This is a genomic window from Colwellia sp. Arc7-D (genome assembly GCF_003061515.1).
GTDB lineage: Bacteria > Pseudomonadota > Gammaproteobacteria > Enterobacterales > Alteromonadaceae > Cognaticolwellia.
The window spans coordinates 3,684,009-3,701,289 of record NZ_CP028924.1; the positions used below are offsets into that span (position 1 = coordinate 3,684,009).

Genomic DNA, 17,281 nt, shown 5'->3' on the forward strand with positions numbered 1-17,281 from the left:
ATTTATACGCATTTGAGTCAAATTAGGAGACATCATGGAGTTCAGTGTAAAGAGTGGCAGTCCAGAAAAACAACGTAGCGCGTGTATTGTCGTCGGTGTTTTTGAACCACGTCGTTTGTCGGCTATCGCTGAACAACTAGATGAAATCAGTGAAGGTTATATCAGTAACTTGCTTCGTCGTGGCGATCTTGAAGGAAAGTCGGGGCAAATGCTGTTATTGCATCATGTACCCAATATTCTTAGTGAACGCGTATTATTAGTAGGTTGTGGTAAAGAGCGTGAGTTAGACGAACGTCAATATCGTCAAATTATCAGTAAAACTATTAGTACTCTAAATGAAACCGGCTCAATGGAAGCGGTATGCTTTTTATCTGAATTACACGTAAAAGGCCGCGATACTTACTGGAAAGTACGTCAAGCGATCGAAGCAACACAAGATTGCCTTTACAGCTTTAACAGTTTAAAAACTCGTAAAGAAGAGCCTCGTCGTCCTTTACGTAAAATCGTCTTTAATGTACCAACGCGCCGTGAATTACCGATTGGCGAACGCGCAATTAACCATGCATTGGCGATTGCTGAAGGTATAACGACCTGTAAAAACGTCGCTAACATGCCGCCAAACATTTGTAATCCAGCGTATTTAGCTGAACAAGCGCAAATTTTGGGTACCGATTACGACAATGTTACTACGCAAATTGTTGGCGAAAAAGAGATGGAAGAACTCGGCATGGGCTCATATTTAGCCGTAGGCCGAGGTTCTGTTAATGAATCACTGATGAGCATTATTAAATATAATGGTGCTGGCGATGATTCAAAACCACTGGTATTAGTCGGTAAAGGGTTAACCTTTGACAGCGGCGGAATTTCATTAAAACCAGGCGCTGGCATGGATGAAATGAAATATGACATGGGTGGTGCCGCAGGTGTTTTAGGTGCTATGCATGCCCTTGCAGAACTGCAATTACCGATCAATGTTATTGGCGTTTTAGCGGGCTGTGAAAACATGCCAAGCAGCAATGCATATCGTCCTGGTGACATATTAACCACGATGTCTGGTCAAACTGTTGAAGTATTAAATACTGATGCTGAAGGCCGTTTGGTATTGTGTGATGCATTAACCTATGTTGAACGCTTTGACCCTGAACTTGTTATCGATGTTGCCACCTTAACCGGCGCTTGTGTTGTTGCTTTAGGTGCACACGCTACCGGCTTATTAAGTAGCCATAATCCGCTGGCACATGAGTTATTAAATGCTTCAGAGCAAAGTGGCGATAGAGCATGGCGTATGCCTTTATGGGACGACTATCAAGATCAACTTGAAAGCCCGTTTGCTGATTTCACCAATTTAGGCGGAAAAGAAGCAGGCACTATAACCGCAGCATGTTTCTTATCGCGTTTTACCAAAAAATATCATTGGGCGCATTTAGATATTGCCGGTACGGCATGGCGCAGTGGTAAAAATAAAGGTTCTACAGGCCGCCCGGTAAGCATGTTAACGCAATTTTTATTAAATCGCGCTGGCGCTGAGCAAGGCGAATAATTCTCTGTGAATTTATGCGCGGAATAATGTCATGCTAACCCAAGCAATGTTCTACAGTATAGAAGAAAAAAGTACAGTCACAGGTGTAACTGATGCACAGTTGCACCTGCACTATGCCTGTTTGCAAGCGGCTCACTTTTACCGACAAAATCAACGGGTATTTATTTATACTCAAGATCAACAAAGCGCGCATGATATTGACGAAATGTTATGGGCTTTTGATCCTGACAGCTTTGTACCACACAATTTAATTGGTGAAGGTCCAAAGCAAGGTGCTGCTGTCGAAATAAGTTGGCAACCACCCAAGAACCGCCGAGCGGTTTTAATTAATTTAACTAGCGAGGTACCCAACTTCGCTAACCAATTTTCGCATCTAATAGATTTTGTGCCTGCCGATGACACCTTAAAAGAACAAGCTCGAAACCGTTTTCGAACTTGTCGACAATGGGGTTTTAATGTAGCTCACCAAGTTGCAAGCGCACCACAAACTATTGATACAAGCAGTTAAAAATTTCTGACGGAAACTCTGATGGATAAAACATTTACCCCCTCTGACATTGAACAATCCCTTTATAAAAGTTGGGAAGAACAAGGTTACTTTAGCCCAACTGGTGAAGGTGACAGCTACAGTATTGCTATTCCACCGCCTAACGTAACGGGTAGTTTGCATATGGGTCATGCTTTTCAGCAGACTATTATGGACACACTAATTCGCTACCAACGTATGCAAGGTAAAAACACCTTATGGCAAACGGGTTGTGATCACGCAGGTATTGCAACTCAAATGGTCGTTGAGCGTAAAATTGCTGCAGAAGAAGATAAAACTCGTCATGACTATGGTCGTGAAGGTTTTATAGACAAAATTTGGCAGTGGAAAGAAGAGTCAGGCGGCACTATCGGCAAACAAATGCGTCGTTTAGGTAATTCAATTGATTGGAGCCGAGAGCGCTTTACCATGGATGACGGTATGTCTGAAGCGGTACAAGAAGTTTTTGTTCGCTTATTTGAAGACGACTTGATTTACCGTGGTAAACGCTTAGTAAATTGGGACCCTAAATTTCATACCGCTATTTCTGATTTAGAAGTAGAAAACAAAGACAAAAAAGGTCATATGTGGCATTTGCGTTATCCGTTAGCTAACGGAGCGAAAACCGCAGATGGTCTTGACTACTTAGTCGTTGCCACCACTCGTCCTGAAACAGTATTAGGTGACACGGGTGTTGCGGTAAATCCTGAAGATCCTCGATATAAAGATTTAATCGGCAAACAAGTATTATTGCCTTTAGTTAATCGCTTAATTCCTATTGTTGGTGATGATCATGCCGATATGGAAAAAGGCACAGGTTGTGTAAAAATAACCCCTGCTCATGACTTTAACGATAATGAAGTGGGCAAACGTCATCAATTACCACAAATCAATATCTTTGATAAAGACGCTGCCGTATTAGCCACTGCTGAAATTTATGATACTAAAGGTGAAGTGTGCGATGCATACAGCACTGAATTACCAGCAGAGTTTGCTGGTATGGACCGATTTGTTGCTCGTAAGGCTATTGTTGCTAAATTCGACGAATTAGGTTTATTAGTCGAAGTAAAAGAGCATGACTTAGTCGCGCCATATGGCGATCGCTCTGGTGTTATTATCGAGCCATTATTGACTGACCAATGGTATGTACGTGTTGAAAAATTAGCAGGGCCTGCAGTTGATGCAGTAAAAGACGGCCAAATTGAGTTTGTACCTAAGCAATACGAAAACATGTATTTTGCTTGGATGAATAACATTCAAGATTGGTGTATTTCACGTCAACTTTGGTGGGGACACAGAATTCCAGCTTGGTATGACGAAAATGGTAAAGTTTATGTTGGTCGAACTGAAGCTGAAGTTCGCGCTAACAACACCATTGCCGATGATATGAAGTTAAAACAAGACGATGACGTGCTTGATACTTGGTTTTCATCAGCACTTTGGACCTTCTCAACTCTAGGATGGCCAAAAGAAACTGAAGATTTAAAAACCTTTCACCCGACGGATGTCTTGGTAACCGGTTTTGACATTATTTTCTTCTGGGTTGCTCGTATGATCATGATGACCATGCATTTCAACAAAGACGAGAATGGCAAATCACAAATACCATTTAAAAAAGTCTACATGACCGGCCTTATTCGCGATGAAAATGGCGATAAAATGAGTAAATCAAAAGGTAATGTTGTTGATCCTCTCGATATGATTGACGGTATTTCTCTTGAAGACTTATTACAAAAGCGCACCGGTAATATGATGCAGCCTAAGTTGGCCGCTAAAATTGAAAAGCTGACCAGAAAAGAGTATCCAAACGGTATTGAAGCACATGGCACTGATGCCTTGCGTTTTACTTTAACGTCAGTAGCAACGACCGGTCGTGATATCAGCTGGGACATGAAACGCCTTGAAGGTTACCGTAACTTTACCAATAAATTATGGAATGCCAGCCGTTATGTAATGATGAATACAGAAGAGTTTGACTGTGGTCGAACGTCATCAAGCCAATCGGCTGGAGAAATGACGTTTTCATTAGCTGATCGCTGGATTATGGGACAATTTCAACAAACAGTTAAAACAGTGCATGAAGCGTTTAACTCTTATCGCTTTGATCTTGCTTCACAAGCTTTATACGAATTTACCTGGAATCAATTCTGTGACTGGTATTTAGAGCTCACTAAACCTGTGCTATTTAAAGGTAATGAAGCGCAACAGCGTGGAACTCGTCATACCTTAGTCACTGTTTTAGAAGCTTTATTGCGATTAATGCACCCTATTATGCCGTTTATCACTGAAACAATTTGGCAACGTGTAGTGCCTTTGACTAACTTTGAGAAAACTGGCGATAGCATTATGATCCAAAGCTTCCCGCAGTTTGATGAAAGCCAATGCGACCAAACCGCAATTGACGATTTAGAGTGGGTTAAACAACTTATTGTAGCTATTCGTAACATTCGCGGCGAAATGGATATTGCTCCTAGCAAACCATTGCCAGTGCTTTTGAAAAACGTAAATGCTGACGACCAACGTCGTTTATCTGAAAACGAGCAGTTTATTAGTGCCTTAGCTAAACTCGAAAGTATTACAATACTTGCCGATGACGATAACGGTCCTGCTTCAGCAACTGCCGTGATTGGGAATTTATCACTATTAATTCCAATGGCGGGTTTAATTGATAAAGATGCTGAGTTAGCGCGTTTAGATAAAGCAATTGATAAGTTATCAAAAGACGCAGACCGTGTTCGAGGCAAGCTAAATAACGAAAGTTTTGTTGGCAAAGCACCTGAAGCAGTCATTAATAAAGAAAAGGCCAAATTAGCCGAAGCTGAATCTACTATGGCTAAAATGGTTGACCAGAAAGCCCAAATTGCTGAAATGTAATTAGTTAATTCAAAATAAACTTTAAAAGCCAGCATCTTAGCTGGCTTTTTTTATTATAAAAAAGTCTATCAATCTTAGTATTTTTTAGAGATTCCTAAATTCTATTGTGTTAATATGACTTCGCGTTGAGTTTTTGCGTTTCGGGATAAGGAGAGATCTTGTGGTCAACAGACCTATGATCAGCCTAGACGCTTTAATATGTGTTACTGGAAACCTTTCTTTGCCTTCTTTTAGGTAAAGAGCATTTACTCCGCATATGGCCATTTTGGCTAAACTTTAATTTTTGATCTGCGAGAAATGTTAGTATGTCTGATACAGTAACTGGTAAAGTAAAATTTTTTAACGAATCTAAAGGATTCGGTTTCATCGAGCAAGAAAACGGCGCTGACGTTTTTGTTCACTTTAGTGCAATCTCTGGTGACGGTTTCCGTACTTTGACTGATGGTCAAGCGGTAACTTTCAGCGTAAAACAAGGCCAAAAAGGTCCTGAAGCTGAAAACGTAGTTGCAGCTTAATCTGAAGTGCAAAACTTTCTTTAGTTAATACTAAAGATAAATAAAAAACGAAACATATGTTTCGTTTTTTTGTTTCTGGCTCTTGGTAAAATATAAGTGAGCTTAAAGTATCTAGGTTATTAAGTGATATGTGGCTCGATTAAATCAAGCATCACGTCAATATGTGCGTCCTGATCATTTAAAGCAGCGATATAATGATATTGCTCACCGCCAGCTTTAATAAATATATCTTTATTCTCGTGTACTAACTCTTCTAACGTTTCTAAGCAGTCAGCACTAAATGCTGGGCTAATAATAGCAATATGCTTATTACCTTCTTCAGCAAGATTTTCTAAAGTTTCGTCAGTATAAGGTTTAAGCCATTCAGCTTTGCCAAAACGAGACTGAAAAGTCATTACATAATCTTCTTTATTCAAACCTAGTTCTTCAACCACTAAGCGAGTAGTTTTATGGCTAAAGCAATAATAAGGATCACCCTGCTCTAGAAAGTACTTTGGCATACCATGATAAGAAAAAACTAACTTATCGGGTTTACCGTGTACTTCAATATGCTTAGTAATACTCTGTGCTAAGGCTTTAATATAAAGCGGATTATCATGGTAACTGCTCTGAAAGTGAATACTAGGTATCCAACGCCAAGTTTTAATTTTATTAAATACGGCATCAAAAGTAGCCCCTGTTGTGGGACCCGCATACTGTGGGTATAACGGTAATACGATAATATTATCCACACCACTTGCTTGAAAGCGCTCCAAAGCATTCCCAATAGATGGGTTACCATAACGCATAGCAACATCAACGATGACTTTATCGCCATACTTTTCAGTAAGAATATGCTCAACTTTGGCTTTTTGCTGCTGACTAATCACTAATAATGGTGACCCTTGCTCGGTCCAGATGCTTTCATACAACTTGGCTGACTTTTTTGGACGTACTCTGAGAATAATGCCATGCAAAATAACCAACCAGACCAAGCGAGGAATTTCTACCACTCGCGGATCAGATAAAAACTCACGTAAATAACGTCTGAGCGCTCCGGTTGTCGGACTATCTGGTGTTCCTAAATTCGTTAAAAGCACACCTGATTTTGAGGTGCAATCATGAATTTTTTTACTTTGCCCTGCGTATCTTGACATGAATGTTCTCTATAAAATTTCGTTGATAGCGTTGGTGAATTCTACTGAATCAGGTTTAACACGACTATTAAAGTGCTTAACCGTTTTCCCATCTGCGCTCACTAGGTACTTATAAAAGTTCCACTTAGGTGCTGTAGTTTTATCCGCTAATGTTTTAAATATGGGGTGTGCTTCACTGCCATAAACATGCACAGGCGATAACATAGTAAAAGTTACGCCATAATTAACAAAACATATCTCAGCAGTATCTTTTTCGTTATCTTCTTCTTGAAAAAAGTCATTTGAAGGAAAACCAATAACCACTAAGCCTTGGCTTTTATATTCTTTATGTATGCTTTCAAGTGTTTTAAATTGTGGAGCAAAACCACAATGACTCGCCGTATTAACAATTAGTATTGCCTTACCAGCGGTTAATTGACATAAATCTAGTTTCTCTTTCGCATGTAACTTTTTCTCACTATGCTGCATAAACGCTAAACAAGAAGGTGTTGATTCGACATACTCGGATTGAGTCTGACCAACATCATTTTGGGCTTTAACTGCAAATGAGGTTAAAGCAATAAGGGTAATCAATGTAAGGTTTCTCATAGGTTTCCTTTTTTGCGCTGTTGCTACTAACATATTATCGTAATTGCTCAAGCAAAGGAATTGTCCATAACTTTGATAATGTGTTGGATAATGCATTGTTAATACAATTATTTCGTTATACGAATGAAGTAACTGTTTTGATCACATAAGGTAAATTATCAGCCCAAAATAAGAAAGCTTACGGAATATCTGTTACTAGCCTTTATTGAGCGATATAGTATCATAAGCAATGTTTACATCGACTAACATAAATATCTAGCTGGTGTTATTCCCCTTTTATTAAAATCTATTAAATCGTTAAGTGAAGAAGTTTGCAAAACCTAAACATCGAAAATAAAATTACACCATCAATGAGTAAAAACTTGTTAAGCGCCAAAAGCTTAACCTGTATTCGTGAAGAGCGTGTATTATTCGAAGCGCTTAACATCAGTATTTCACCTGGCGATATATTGCAAATTGAAGGGCCAAATGGCGCAGGAAAAACCAGTTTACTGCGTATTCTTGCTGGCCTTTCTCAACCCTACGATGGTGGTGTTTATTTTCAAGATAAAAACATTACACAACAGCGCGAGTTATTTCATCAAGATTTACTGTATTTAGGGCACTTACCTGGTGTTAAAGATGAGATGACAGCTCAAGAAAATCTTGAGTTTAATCTTGCGCTGCATGGCTTAGATAGCACAACAGCTGAAAGCACATTAGCTAAAGTTAATTTATTAGGTTTTGAAGATGCATTAGCCTCTCATTTGAGTGCAGGACAGCACCGACGTATTGCTTTGTCACGGTTGTGGCAGAGCCAAGCTAAAATTTGGATTTTGGATGAACCTTTTACGGCAATTGACAAGTTAGGCGTAGAGCAATTAGAACAACTGTTTGTTGAACATGCCAATAACGGCGGTTGTGTAATACTCACTACACATCAAGATCTCTCATTGCCTGCCGAGCGAGTGAAGAAAGTCTCTTTAGCTTACCGAATTTACTAGAGTAATTATTCATGACACAACTTTCTTATCGTGCTGCCTTTGCTTTAATAGTAAAAAGAGACTTAATGATCGCATTTCGTCACCGCGACGATATCATCAACCCATTACTTTTCTTTGTTATTGTCGTCACCCTTTTTCCATTAGGGGTTGGCCCTGAAAGCACCATGTTATCGCGCATTGCACCCGGTATAATTTGGGTCGCTGCCTTACTATCAACTTTACTTTCATTAGATAGGTTGTTTAAGTCTGACTATGCTGATGGCTCACTTGAACAAATGTTGTTAAGCCCACACCCAATATTTATTCTAGTACTGGCCAAAATTGTCGCGCATTGGTTACTGACAGGCTTACCCTTAATACTTATCGCGCCATTATTAGCCGTATTATTACATTTGCAGGAAAGTAGCTACGGTGCATTAATGTTGACATTATTATTAGGTACGCCGGTATTAAGCTTATTAGGCGCGATTGGCGTTGCCTTAACAGTCGGCATAAAAAAAGGTGGTGTATTGCTAAGCCTGCTAGTATTGCCACTTTACATTCCGGTACTTATTTTCGCCACAAGCGCAATTGATACCGCAGGAATGAACTTACCTTATAACGGTCAACTTGCTATAATCGCGGCAATATTTTTTGCCTCGTTAACCTTGGCCCCCTTTGCTGTAAGTGCAGCGCTTAAAGTGAGTACAAATTAATATGATGTGGAAATGGCTGCACCCTTATGCAAACCCTGAGATTAGCTATCATTTTACCGGTAAATTACTACCTTGGTGCGCACGTTTAGCTTTTGTTTTCTTATCAATAGGTATTACTTGGGCCTTACTTTTCGCCCCTGCCGATTATCAACAAGGTGATACCTTTCGAATTTTCTATTTGCATGTTCCTGCAGCAATGTTATCGATGGGGATATACCTAGGCATGGCCATTGCGGCTTTATCAAGTTTAGTTTGGCAATTGAAATTAGCTGACGCTTCAGCTGCAGCGATGGCGCCCATTGGTGCTACCTTTACTTTTATCGCGTTGGTTACAGGTTCAGCATGGGGAAAACCTATGTGGGGTACTTGGTGGATTTGGGATGCTAGGTTAACATCAGAACTGATATTATTATTTTTATACTTAGGCGTTATGGCTTTACACAACGCCTTTGACGACAAAGCTTTAGCAGGAAAAGCCGCAGGTATTCTGGCTTTAGTTGGGGTAATTAACTTACCTATTATTAAGTATTCTGTTGAGTGGTGGAACACATTACATCAAGGCGCTACGGTAAGTAAATTAGGCCAACCATCGATGACTGCAGATATGTTTTGGCCATTTTTAGTGTGTTTTATCGGGTTTTCGTTTTTAGTAACAACGTTAATATGCCTTCGATTTCGTACCGAGGTATTAAACCGTAATAGTATGCGACCTTGGGTACGTGACTTAGTGACTTCAGAGGATAAATCAAATGCAATTTGATAGTATCAGTGCTTTTCTAGATATGGGCGGATATGGCTTTTATGTTTGGTTATCTTATGGCGTCAGTATATTTGCCTTAACAGTTTTAGTTTTTTCTAGTATGAATAGTCATAAAAAAATTAAGCAACAAATAGTGCAACGCATCAAGCGAGAAGCAAAATTACGCCAAGCCGCCGAGCAACAAAAAGCACAAATCAAAGACAGTAGTATTAATACTCAAGAGGTAACATCATGAATCCCCGTCGTAAGAAGCGATTAACCATAGTAACGTCATTAATCATAGGTTTAGGTTTAGTGGCAGGTCTAGTTTTGTATGCATTAAGTCAAAATATTGATTTATTCTATAAGCCTTCTGAAATATATAATGGTAAAGAAGATACAGGTCTAAAAGCCATTAATGGTCAACGATTACGTATTGGTGGTTTAGTTGTTCCAGGTAGCGTCCATCGCGATAGCGAAAGCTTGCATGTAAGCTTTAAGCTAACCGACATGAGAATGCCTATTAGCTTCTCTGAAGCAGATCCAACGGTTACGGTTACCTACGATGGCATATTGCCTGACTTATTCCGTGAGGGCCAAGGAATTGTAGCGAACGGTGTATTAGTCGATGGTAGTATCATTAAAGCGAGTGAGGTATTAGCTAAGCACGATGAGAACTACATGCCTAAAGAGCTAGCTGACGATATGGGTAAAAAACACGAAAAACCAAAATATTAGTGCCATTTACGCCTACTGAATTGTTTCAATGATTCGTTACCGTAATAAATAAAAACGCAAAGTGTTAACACTTTGCGTTTTTTATGAATCGGGATTAATGCCGTTTTTAATTTTTTCGATTCGCTCTTGATGTCTATGATGTGCTTTAAGCGCTGCTACTGAGAATGCACCAACGATAGCGACAATCGGAATTAATAACGCTAATGTTTCAGGTCTTAACAAAGTATTTAACCAATCCATCGGATAACCTTTTATTTTTAATGACTGTTAATTCAAGCAAAGGTCGAAGGTACTGACTCATTAGCCTTAATCTGCTCATTAACCTTAATCGATATACTTACTCTTCGAAGTATGTGCCCCAACCGTCATAATCAACTTTACATTGCTTTGCTAGCTCGTACATTTTTTGGGTTTCATCAAAAATAATATCAAAATCTAAAGCTTGTTCGGTAATGATATCAAAAGCGAAAACCTTTTCACCTGTTTCAAGCTCAGCTTCTTCTGGCTCTTCAATTTCAAAACCACTCTTAAATGCAGTAATAGCCGCCTTTTCAAGCACATCAAAATCAACACTAGAAAAGTGGTGCTCTATCGTATGATGTACTTCTTCGTTAGTTCCGTCTTCTACTAACGCTGCAATGAGTTCTTCAGTATGCAACTTCCATTCTTGTAGTTCTTCATCGATCATTATTTTGTCTCACTTTTTTGCTTATTTTGTGAATTTTTGTCTTTAACTTGTGGTAACTCATGACCAGTTTCATCGTTTAATTGTGTTATTTTAACTAACATATCGTTACGTGTTTTATTGGTTATAGTACGAATTTTTTCTTTATCTTCGCTCGATAAATAAACCGGAGGTAAAAATTCAACAATCATTTTACCGTTATCCCAACGATTCAAATCGATGGTTTTATGGGTATTGCTCGCACATACAGGAATAATAGGCACTTCAGCTTTTGCTGCAGTACGAAATGCGCCCGTTTTAAAGGGTAATAAACCACGACCATAACTGCGCGTTCCTTCAGGAAATAGCCACACAGATAGCTTTTTTTCACGAATTTTATTTGCGGTCATATCAATAGTATTCATGGCTTTATTTTTATTTTTACGGTCAATTAAAATATTACCCGTTAGCCAATACATTTGTCCGAAAAAAGGGATCCATTTTAAACTTTTTTTACCAACACTCACTGTTCCGGGTTGCACAGCGTTACTAACGGTAAAAATATCATAGCTATTTTGATGGTTACAAATATACACAACAGGGCCAATATTTTTTACTGATTCAGGTATTCTTACCTCAACCTCTAAACCCAATATTTTTGCAACTTTGCCTAAGTATTTAGCCGTATGATGAACATTATCGCGATGAAATGGTCGGATCAAACAAAATAAAATTGAACAAAGAGAGATGATAACTAAAGCCAAAGTCATCAATATGACACGAATAACAGCTAACAAAAGACATTCCTAGAAAATTTATAAGGCGTGATTATACCTTGAATTGATAAAATAGCTAAAACTACTATACATTCTATTGACTCAAACATTTAAAATTAACCCATGATGCAAAAACTAACACTAATTATCTGATGTAACAGCCCTAAGCTGGCTTATCGTGCCACCTGAATTTCTCGAAATTTTTTATATAATAGTTTCAAATATTCATATTCAAACGCTGACCCTGAAGCATAGTATCTAAAAGGTAATCGGGCTCTAGCGTCGATACTGTTAATGAGCGAAAGGTAGAGTTCTTCTTCAGATTTCATACCTAATACATCTAAAGTTTGTTGGTCAGCTAAAGCATCAAACGCTAGTCCTGTGGCATCACGCAGAGACGACGGTCCCAACAGCGGTAAAACTAAATATGGGCCGGCTTCCACTCCCCAAAAGCCCAATGTTTGTCCAAAGTCTTCGTTTTGTTCAGCCAAGCCCATGGGGGTTGCTACATCAAGTAAACCGACCATGCCTAAAGTTGAATTAATGAAAAAGCGACCAAATGTTTCACCAGCTACTGAAAATTTAAGCTGTAAAACCGAGTTAACGAAGGTTGATATTTCACCTAAATTATTAAAAAAATTACTCAACCCTGTTTCAACCACATCAGGTGTTATTTTTTTATAGCTATCAACTATCGGTAATAAAACATACTCATCAGCTTTAGCATTAAAATAATATACGCGCCGATTAAAGCCCTCCCAAGGATCGTCATAGGCACTGAAAACACCCAGTTCTTGATGGTAATCAGGTAAAGGCACTATCGGTTCAACCGCTGAACTTTCCAATTCAGGTACAGAAGAGCATGCGGTTAACATGATACAAGTCAGCAGAGATATACACTTAATACATATATTAGAATTTACTAGCATTAATTTATTCCTCCCTGAAAGGTTGTATCAAGGTATTCAACAAAACTTTGTCGTTCGAAGTTGCCACAATGTCCGCCTCGAGGAAAAATTTTAGCTCTGTCTCCAAAAAGCGATTTTAGATAATCCACTTCTCCAGTCTGTAAAATAATATCGTCTTGGTTGGTCACTAAGTAAATTTTATCTGATGTTTTTAAATAGTCCTCAATCTCGCGCAAACTATAACGTTTGATCAAATCCGCTTTGGTTAAATTAGCATTTTCTCGTTGTGCTCTAGGTAACATAGCCCGAGTAAAGTAATCTCCAAAGGTAATGTCACTGGCGCGTTGCATTGAGTGAGTTATGCTCTCAAGCTTATCTACAGTATGGTTTTTATAGGTTATTGCACCGGTATTAAAACTAACGTCAATGGCGTATATCATATCTGAGGAAGACATTCTAAACGATGCACCAATTAACAGTTTCAATTCAGCTTCAGTTAACTCTGCATTTTTAAATAAACCGTATATTGAGCCTTGATCAAACGTTGAAGATCGTTGTGCTGAATAGATAGTTGAAAATCGAGAGAATATTTCATCAAACATTGCCACAGCCGCATGGCGGTTATTACGCAAATCAAAATATTGGTCTAAAATGCTCACCGAATTATATAAACTTACTGGCGGGTTAATTAACAACACTTTTTCAAAATTAAAGACTTGCTTCTCATCATCAAGTAACGCTAAAAAAGCCGAGTGTGCGCCGCCTAAACTGTAACCAGTAAGCGAAATTGATGATGCTTGCACTTCATCTTCGGCTTGAACCTGTGCCCAAACTAAACTCATTACCTCATAAAGATTTTCAGCGTCATGAGCTAAGTCTCCCGGCATGTACTTAGTGTTAGGCGAGTTAACAATAAAATTAGCAAACGTCGGCGAAGATATTGAAATGACATGATAACCCTGTTGAAAAAAACTTTTTTGAAGGCTGACCATCTTAGCGCTGTTAAAACTTGCCCCTGTGCCAGCAATAATAAAAATAAGTGGAGCAATGTCATCTTGCTTAACCAGTGAGTATTTCATTTGCTTGTTAAACCAAAAAATTTCAGAAATTTCATTTAACGGTTTAATCGTTATACGTTTATTAATTGTGTCTAGTGATTCAGGTAAGTCTGCTGCAGGGGCTTGGCAATAACCTGTCACGGTTGCCTGGTAAGGGGAATAAGTTAAATCACAAACAGGTAGAGCAACTTCTTCTACGACTTCGTTTGCCTCTTTACTGGTACATCCTGATAATATTAGGATGAATAAAATACTCAAAATTCGCACAAAATTTCCTTTTCGCCATGTATTTAAAAGTTTAAGCATCCTCTAAAACTTCGAAAATACAGCGTTTTAGTGTGCTGTATTTAACTATTATAGCTCTGCTTTTGAGTACTTGAATAACATACGCCAACACTATTGAACGTAAACGCACATTATTTGAATTGAGCTACTAAGTTAATAGCTTTTATATATTCTAACTTTTGAAAACAGAAAAGTATCTATCTTAGCGCAGTAATTTTCACAATAGGGGGTTATTTCTTTTAATCATATCGGCTTAAATATATCGCTTTATGTCAGTAAATAAACTTAATAAAAAATGTAAACAATAAAAAAGCCAATTCAAATTAATGAATTGGCTCAAGTATAAATTACGATTTAATTATTTAACTTCAGTTAATTAAAAAAGCGATTCATCAATATCAAACAAAGCACTTTGTCCAGATTTAGCTGATGCGATCAACGACTGACAACGCGGCAATAACCTTGAAAAATAGTAGCGTGCGGTGCGGATCTTACTTTCATGAAAGTTTTTGTCATCCGTTGCAGCAAGTGATACTTCAGCCATTTTAGCCCAAACATACGCCATAGCGGTGTAACCAAAAACATGTAAATAGTCATTAGCGGCACAACCAAGCTCTTCTGGAGATGCTTGTGCTGCCGTTAACAAGTGTTCTGTTAAATTAGCAAGCTCATCAGTGGCAGACGCTAAAGGTTGAGTAAACTCTTGCATAGCTTCGCTGTTACATTGTGCAATGTAATCGCGTACTTCTTCAAGAAATACCAATACTAACTTACCTTTACTACCCGCAACTTTTCGCGCTAGTAAATCCATGGCTTGAATACCATTAGTGCCTTCATAAATTTGTGAAATACGTGTATCTCGCACTAATTGCTCTTGTCCCCATTCTCTAACGTAACCATGACCACCAAAAACTTGTTGGCCAGCTACCGTACTTTCAAAACCAAGATCGGTGAAAAAAGCTTTGGCAATAGGTGTCATTAAAGCTACTAATTGGTCTGCTTTAGCTTGCGCTTCGCCTGTACCGTATGTCGCAATATCTAATTGCATTGCCGTATAAGTAGACAAGGCACGAGAACCTTCATTTAAGGCTTTCATGTTTAGTAACATGCGACGGACATCGCCATGTACCAGTAATGAATCTGCTTGGGCATCTGGAGATTTTACGCCAGATAACGAGCGCCCTTGAATTCTATCTTTGGCATATTCTAAAGCATTTTGATAAGAGCGTTCAGCCGCGCCTAAACCTTGAATACCTACGCCAATACGTTCAAAATTCATCATAGTGAACATACAAGCTAAGCCTTTATTGAGCTCACCCACTAAATAGCCTTTAGCGCCATCAAAGTTCATAACACAAGTGGCTGAAGCATGAATGCCCATTTTATGTTCGATAGAGCCACAACTGACGTTGTTTTGCTCACCTATCGTTTCATCATCATTCACATGAAACTTTGGTACTAAGAATAATGAAATTCCTCGCGGACCTTCAGGTGCATCAGGCAATTTTGCTAACACTAAATGAACAATATTTTCAGTGAGATCATGTTCGCCTGCCGTAATAAATATTTTGGTGCCTGATACTAAGTAACTGTCATCGGCTTGTGGCACTGCTTTTGTTCTTATCATGCCTAAATCTGTACCCGCATGTGCTTCAGTTAAACACATACTTGCTGACCAATCGCCAGCATACATACGCGTTAAATAGCGATTTTTTAATGCTTCACTACCATGTTTAGCCAACGACAAACCTGCGCCTGCTGTTAAACCTGGATACAATGAGAATGAAATATCAGCCGAACACAACATTTCTTCATGAAATGCGGTTATAACTTTAGGCATACCCATGCCACCAAAATCAGGGTCACCACCTAATGATGACCACCCGCCTTCTGCATAAGTTTTAAAAGCGGCTTTATAACCTGGTGCAGTAGTTACGCTCCCGGCATTAAAAGTTACCCCAGTTTCGTCGCCGTTGCGTGATAATGGCGCAATTTCTTGTTCAGCAATTTTGGCACAACCTTGCAAAATAGCTTCAGCGGTATCTCGGTCAACCCGTTCAGCTAACGTTGGTAATGACTGCCATAACTTGTCAGCATTAAATACGTCAAATAACAAAAAATTCATATCTTTCAAAGGCACTTGATAATCAGCCATTACATTCTCCGAACAGGTAATTTAAACAATTAATTAAAACACTTGTTTGAATATATATTAAACACAGTAAAAGTAAAGTAAAACGAGAAAATAGCCTGCCAGTAAAAATTAACGTAAGCTCTATAAAGGTAAAGTTGAAGGGAAGATTTGCGGTGAAATTTATAGGTGCTGTTGTTATTTTAATATTGAATTTTTCAGGTGAGGCTTGGGCCAAGCAACTCCAGTTCAATAAAGTAACGACCGATGACTTTGTAGAATTTAACTATCAGTGGCTAGACCAAGCACAACAAACGCAATCGTTGAGCTTTACTATTGATAAAGTCATGATATTTGACAAGTTTAGAAACTTTAAAAGTTATAGTGCTGACCATGCAAAAAAATATGTAGATCAAAAAATTAGACAAAGCCTCATCAAGTCTCCTTTACCTGAGGTTAAAGTAAACTTTTTGGGTTATGCAGATAACTTACAAATTGAACTTCAAGGGAAAACCCAAACCGCCATTGATCAGGCATATTCATCTATAGCGCAACTTGAAAAAAACTTCATGTTGGAGCATTTAGAACAAAATTATTACACACAATTTATTTCATTTGATAATAACTTAGCCATCAAACCCGATCATGTGCGTTTTGCTCAAGCATCTGTTATTGATTTCACCAAACTTAAAGACCTGATATTGAATAATTTTCCTGATCAAAACGTAAGAGAAGTAGCTAATTACGTACTGGGTTTTGTGCAAAGTATTCCCTATTCAACCTTAGAATCTAGAGTGACCTCTACAGGTGCAGGATTTAACCCCCCTTTACAAACGCTATGGCAAAACCAAGGTGACTGCGACAGCAAAGTTACTCTGACTACGGCTATTTTTAGAGCCTTAATGCCACGGATGAAAATGATGTTAGTTTTTATAGATAATCATGCTTTACTCGCCATGAATATAAAACCCGAGGAAAATGAGCTTACCATTACAGTTGATGGTGAAGACTACATATTAGCTGAACCTACCGGCCCAGCCATGATGAAGCTTGGTGAAATATCAAATGACTCTGAGTTTGCCATTAGAAATGGTCGCTACTATGCAGAGCCTTTTATCTAAATTA

18 protein-coding genes are annotated in these 17,281 nt (G+C 38.6%); 10 read left to right on the plus strand and 8 right to left on the minus strand.

Going from position 1 to position 17,281, the window contains the following annotated elements; genetic code table 11:
- Positions 1–34 precede the first annotated feature (34 nt).
- The 4 genes from pepA (at position 35) to DBO93_RS15915 (ending at position 5,455) form a co-directional block, all read left to right on the plus strand.
- Positions 35–1,540: a leucyl aminopeptidase gene (pepA, locus tag DBO93_RS15900; protein WP_108457217.1), complete on the plus strand. Its 1,506-nt coding sequence runs from the start codon at positions 35–37 to the stop codon at positions 1,538–1,540.
- A 31-nt stretch (positions 1,541–1,571) separates the two neighbouring features.
- Positions 1,572–2,048, plus strand: a complete 477-nt coding sequence (locus DBO93_RS15905; RefSeq protein WP_108457218.1) for a DNA polymerase III subunit chi — start codon at positions 1,572–1,574, stop codon at positions 2,046–2,048.
- A gap of 21 nt (positions 2,049–2,069) precedes the next feature.
- Positions 2,070–4,940 carry a valine--tRNA ligase gene (locus tag DBO93_RS15910; protein ID WP_108457219.1) on the plus strand — a complete coding sequence of 957 codons (2,871 nt, stop codon included), beginning with the start codon at positions 2,070–2,072 and terminating at the stop codon, positions 4,938–4,940.
- 305 nt (positions 4,941–5,245) lie between these two features.
- Positions 5,246–5,455, plus strand: a complete 210-nt coding sequence (locus DBO93_RS15915; RefSeq protein ID WP_108457220.1) for a cold-shock protein — start codon at positions 5,246–5,248, stop codon at positions 5,453–5,455.
- A 119-nt stretch (positions 5,456–5,574) separates the two neighbouring features.
- On the opposite strand, the gene hemH is transcribed toward DBO93_RS15915, so the two are convergent.
- Positions 5,575–6,591 (minus strand): ferrochelatase, encoded by a 1,017-nt coding sequence (gene hemH / locus DBO93_RS15920; RefSeq protein ID WP_108457221.1) that lies wholly within the window; start codon positions 6,589–6,591, stop codon positions 5,575–5,577.
- A gap of 9 nt (positions 6,592–6,600) precedes the next feature.
- Entirely contained in the window at positions 6,601–7,179 is a 579-nt protein-coding gene (locus DBO93_RS15925; RefSeq protein ID WP_108457222.1) for a glutathione peroxidase, read from the minus strand.
- Positions 7,180–7,517: 338 nt separating this feature from the next.
- Between DBO93_RS15925 and ccmA the strand changes: the two genes are divergently transcribed.
- Genes ccmA through ccmE form a run of 5 tightly spaced genes read left to right on the plus strand, consistent with a single transcriptional unit; the run spans position 7,518 to position 10,334 of the window.
- Entirely contained in the window at positions 7,518–8,162 is a 645-nt protein-coding gene (gene ccmA, locus DBO93_RS15930) for a cytochrome c biogenesis heme-transporting ATPase CcmA (RefSeq protein ID WP_182256200.1), read from the plus strand.
- A gap of 11 nt (positions 8,163–8,173) precedes the next feature.
- Entirely contained in the window at positions 8,174–8,857 is a 684-nt protein-coding gene (gene ccmB, locus DBO93_RS15935; RefSeq protein ID WP_108457223.1) for a heme exporter protein CcmB, read from the plus strand.
- A 4-nt stretch (positions 8,858–8,861) separates the two neighbouring features.
- On the plus strand, positions 8,862–9,617 hold the full coding sequence (locus tag DBO93_RS15940; protein WP_108457890.1) for a heme ABC transporter permease: 756 nt from the start codon (positions 8,862–8,864) through the stop codon (positions 9,615–9,617).
- Positions 9,607–9,852 (plus strand): heme exporter protein CcmD, encoded by a 246-nt coding sequence (gene ccmD, locus DBO93_RS15945; RefSeq protein ID WP_108457224.1) that lies wholly within the window; start codon positions 9,607–9,609, stop codon positions 9,850–9,852. The genes DBO93_RS15940 and ccmD overlap by 11 nt, the downstream gene beginning before the upstream one ends.
- Entirely contained in the window at positions 9,849–10,334 is a 486-nt protein-coding gene (gene ccmE / locus DBO93_RS15950) for a cytochrome c maturation protein CcmE (protein ID WP_108457225.1), read from the plus strand. The genes ccmD and ccmE overlap by 4 nt, the downstream gene beginning before the upstream one ends.
- Positions 10,335–10,415: 81 nt before the next feature.
- Here the strand turns inward: ccmE and DBO93_RS18720 are convergent, their stop codons facing one another.
- The 6 genes from DBO93_RS18720 to DBO93_RS15975 all read right to left on the minus strand — a co-directional run bounded on the left by DBO93_RS18720 (position 10,416) and on the right by DBO93_RS15975 (position 16,180).
- Positions 10,416–10,574 (minus strand): hypothetical protein, encoded by a 159-nt coding sequence (locus DBO93_RS18720; RefSeq protein WP_162533806.1) that lies wholly within the window; start codon positions 10,572–10,574, stop codon positions 10,416–10,418.
- 97 nt (positions 10,575–10,671) lie between these two features.
- The gene (gene rraB / locus DBO93_RS15955; RefSeq protein ID WP_108457226.1) at positions 10,672–11,022 is read right to left on the minus strand and encodes a ribonuclease E inhibitor RraB; all 351 of its coding nucleotides are present in this window, start codon (positions 11,020–11,022) and stop codon (positions 10,672–10,674) included.
- Positions 11,022–11,795 (minus strand): 1-acylglycerol-3-phosphate O-acyltransferase, encoded by a 774-nt coding sequence (locus DBO93_RS15960; RefSeq protein ID WP_108457227.1) that lies wholly within the window; start codon positions 11,793–11,795, stop codon positions 11,022–11,024. The genes rraB and DBO93_RS15960 overlap by 1 nt, the downstream gene beginning before the upstream one ends.
- Before the next feature lie 152 nt (positions 11,796–11,947).
- Positions 11,948–12,703: a VacJ family lipoprotein gene (locus DBO93_RS15965; RefSeq protein WP_204100630.1), complete on the minus strand. Its 756-nt coding sequence runs from the start codon at positions 12,701–12,703 to the stop codon at positions 11,948–11,950.
- On the minus strand, positions 12,703–14,007 hold the full coding sequence (locus tag DBO93_RS15970; protein WP_108457228.1) for an alpha/beta hydrolase: 1,305 nt from the start codon (positions 14,005–14,007) through the stop codon (positions 12,703–12,705). The genes DBO93_RS15965 and DBO93_RS15970 overlap by 1 nt, the downstream gene beginning before the upstream one ends.
- A 394-nt stretch (positions 14,008–14,401) precedes the next feature.
- Positions 14,402–16,180 (minus strand): acyl-CoA dehydrogenase C-terminal domain-containing protein, encoded by a 1,779-nt coding sequence (locus tag DBO93_RS15975; protein WP_108457229.1) that lies wholly within the window; start codon positions 16,178–16,180, stop codon positions 14,402–14,404.
- Positions 16,181–16,332: 152 nt separating this feature from the next.
- Between DBO93_RS15975 and DBO93_RS15980 the strand changes: the two genes are divergently transcribed.
- Positions 16,333–17,277 (plus strand): hypothetical protein, encoded by a 945-nt coding sequence (locus DBO93_RS15980; RefSeq protein ID WP_108457230.1) that lies wholly within the window; start codon positions 16,333–16,335, stop codon positions 17,275–17,277.
- The last annotated feature ends 4 nt before the right edge of the window (positions 17,278–17,281 follow it).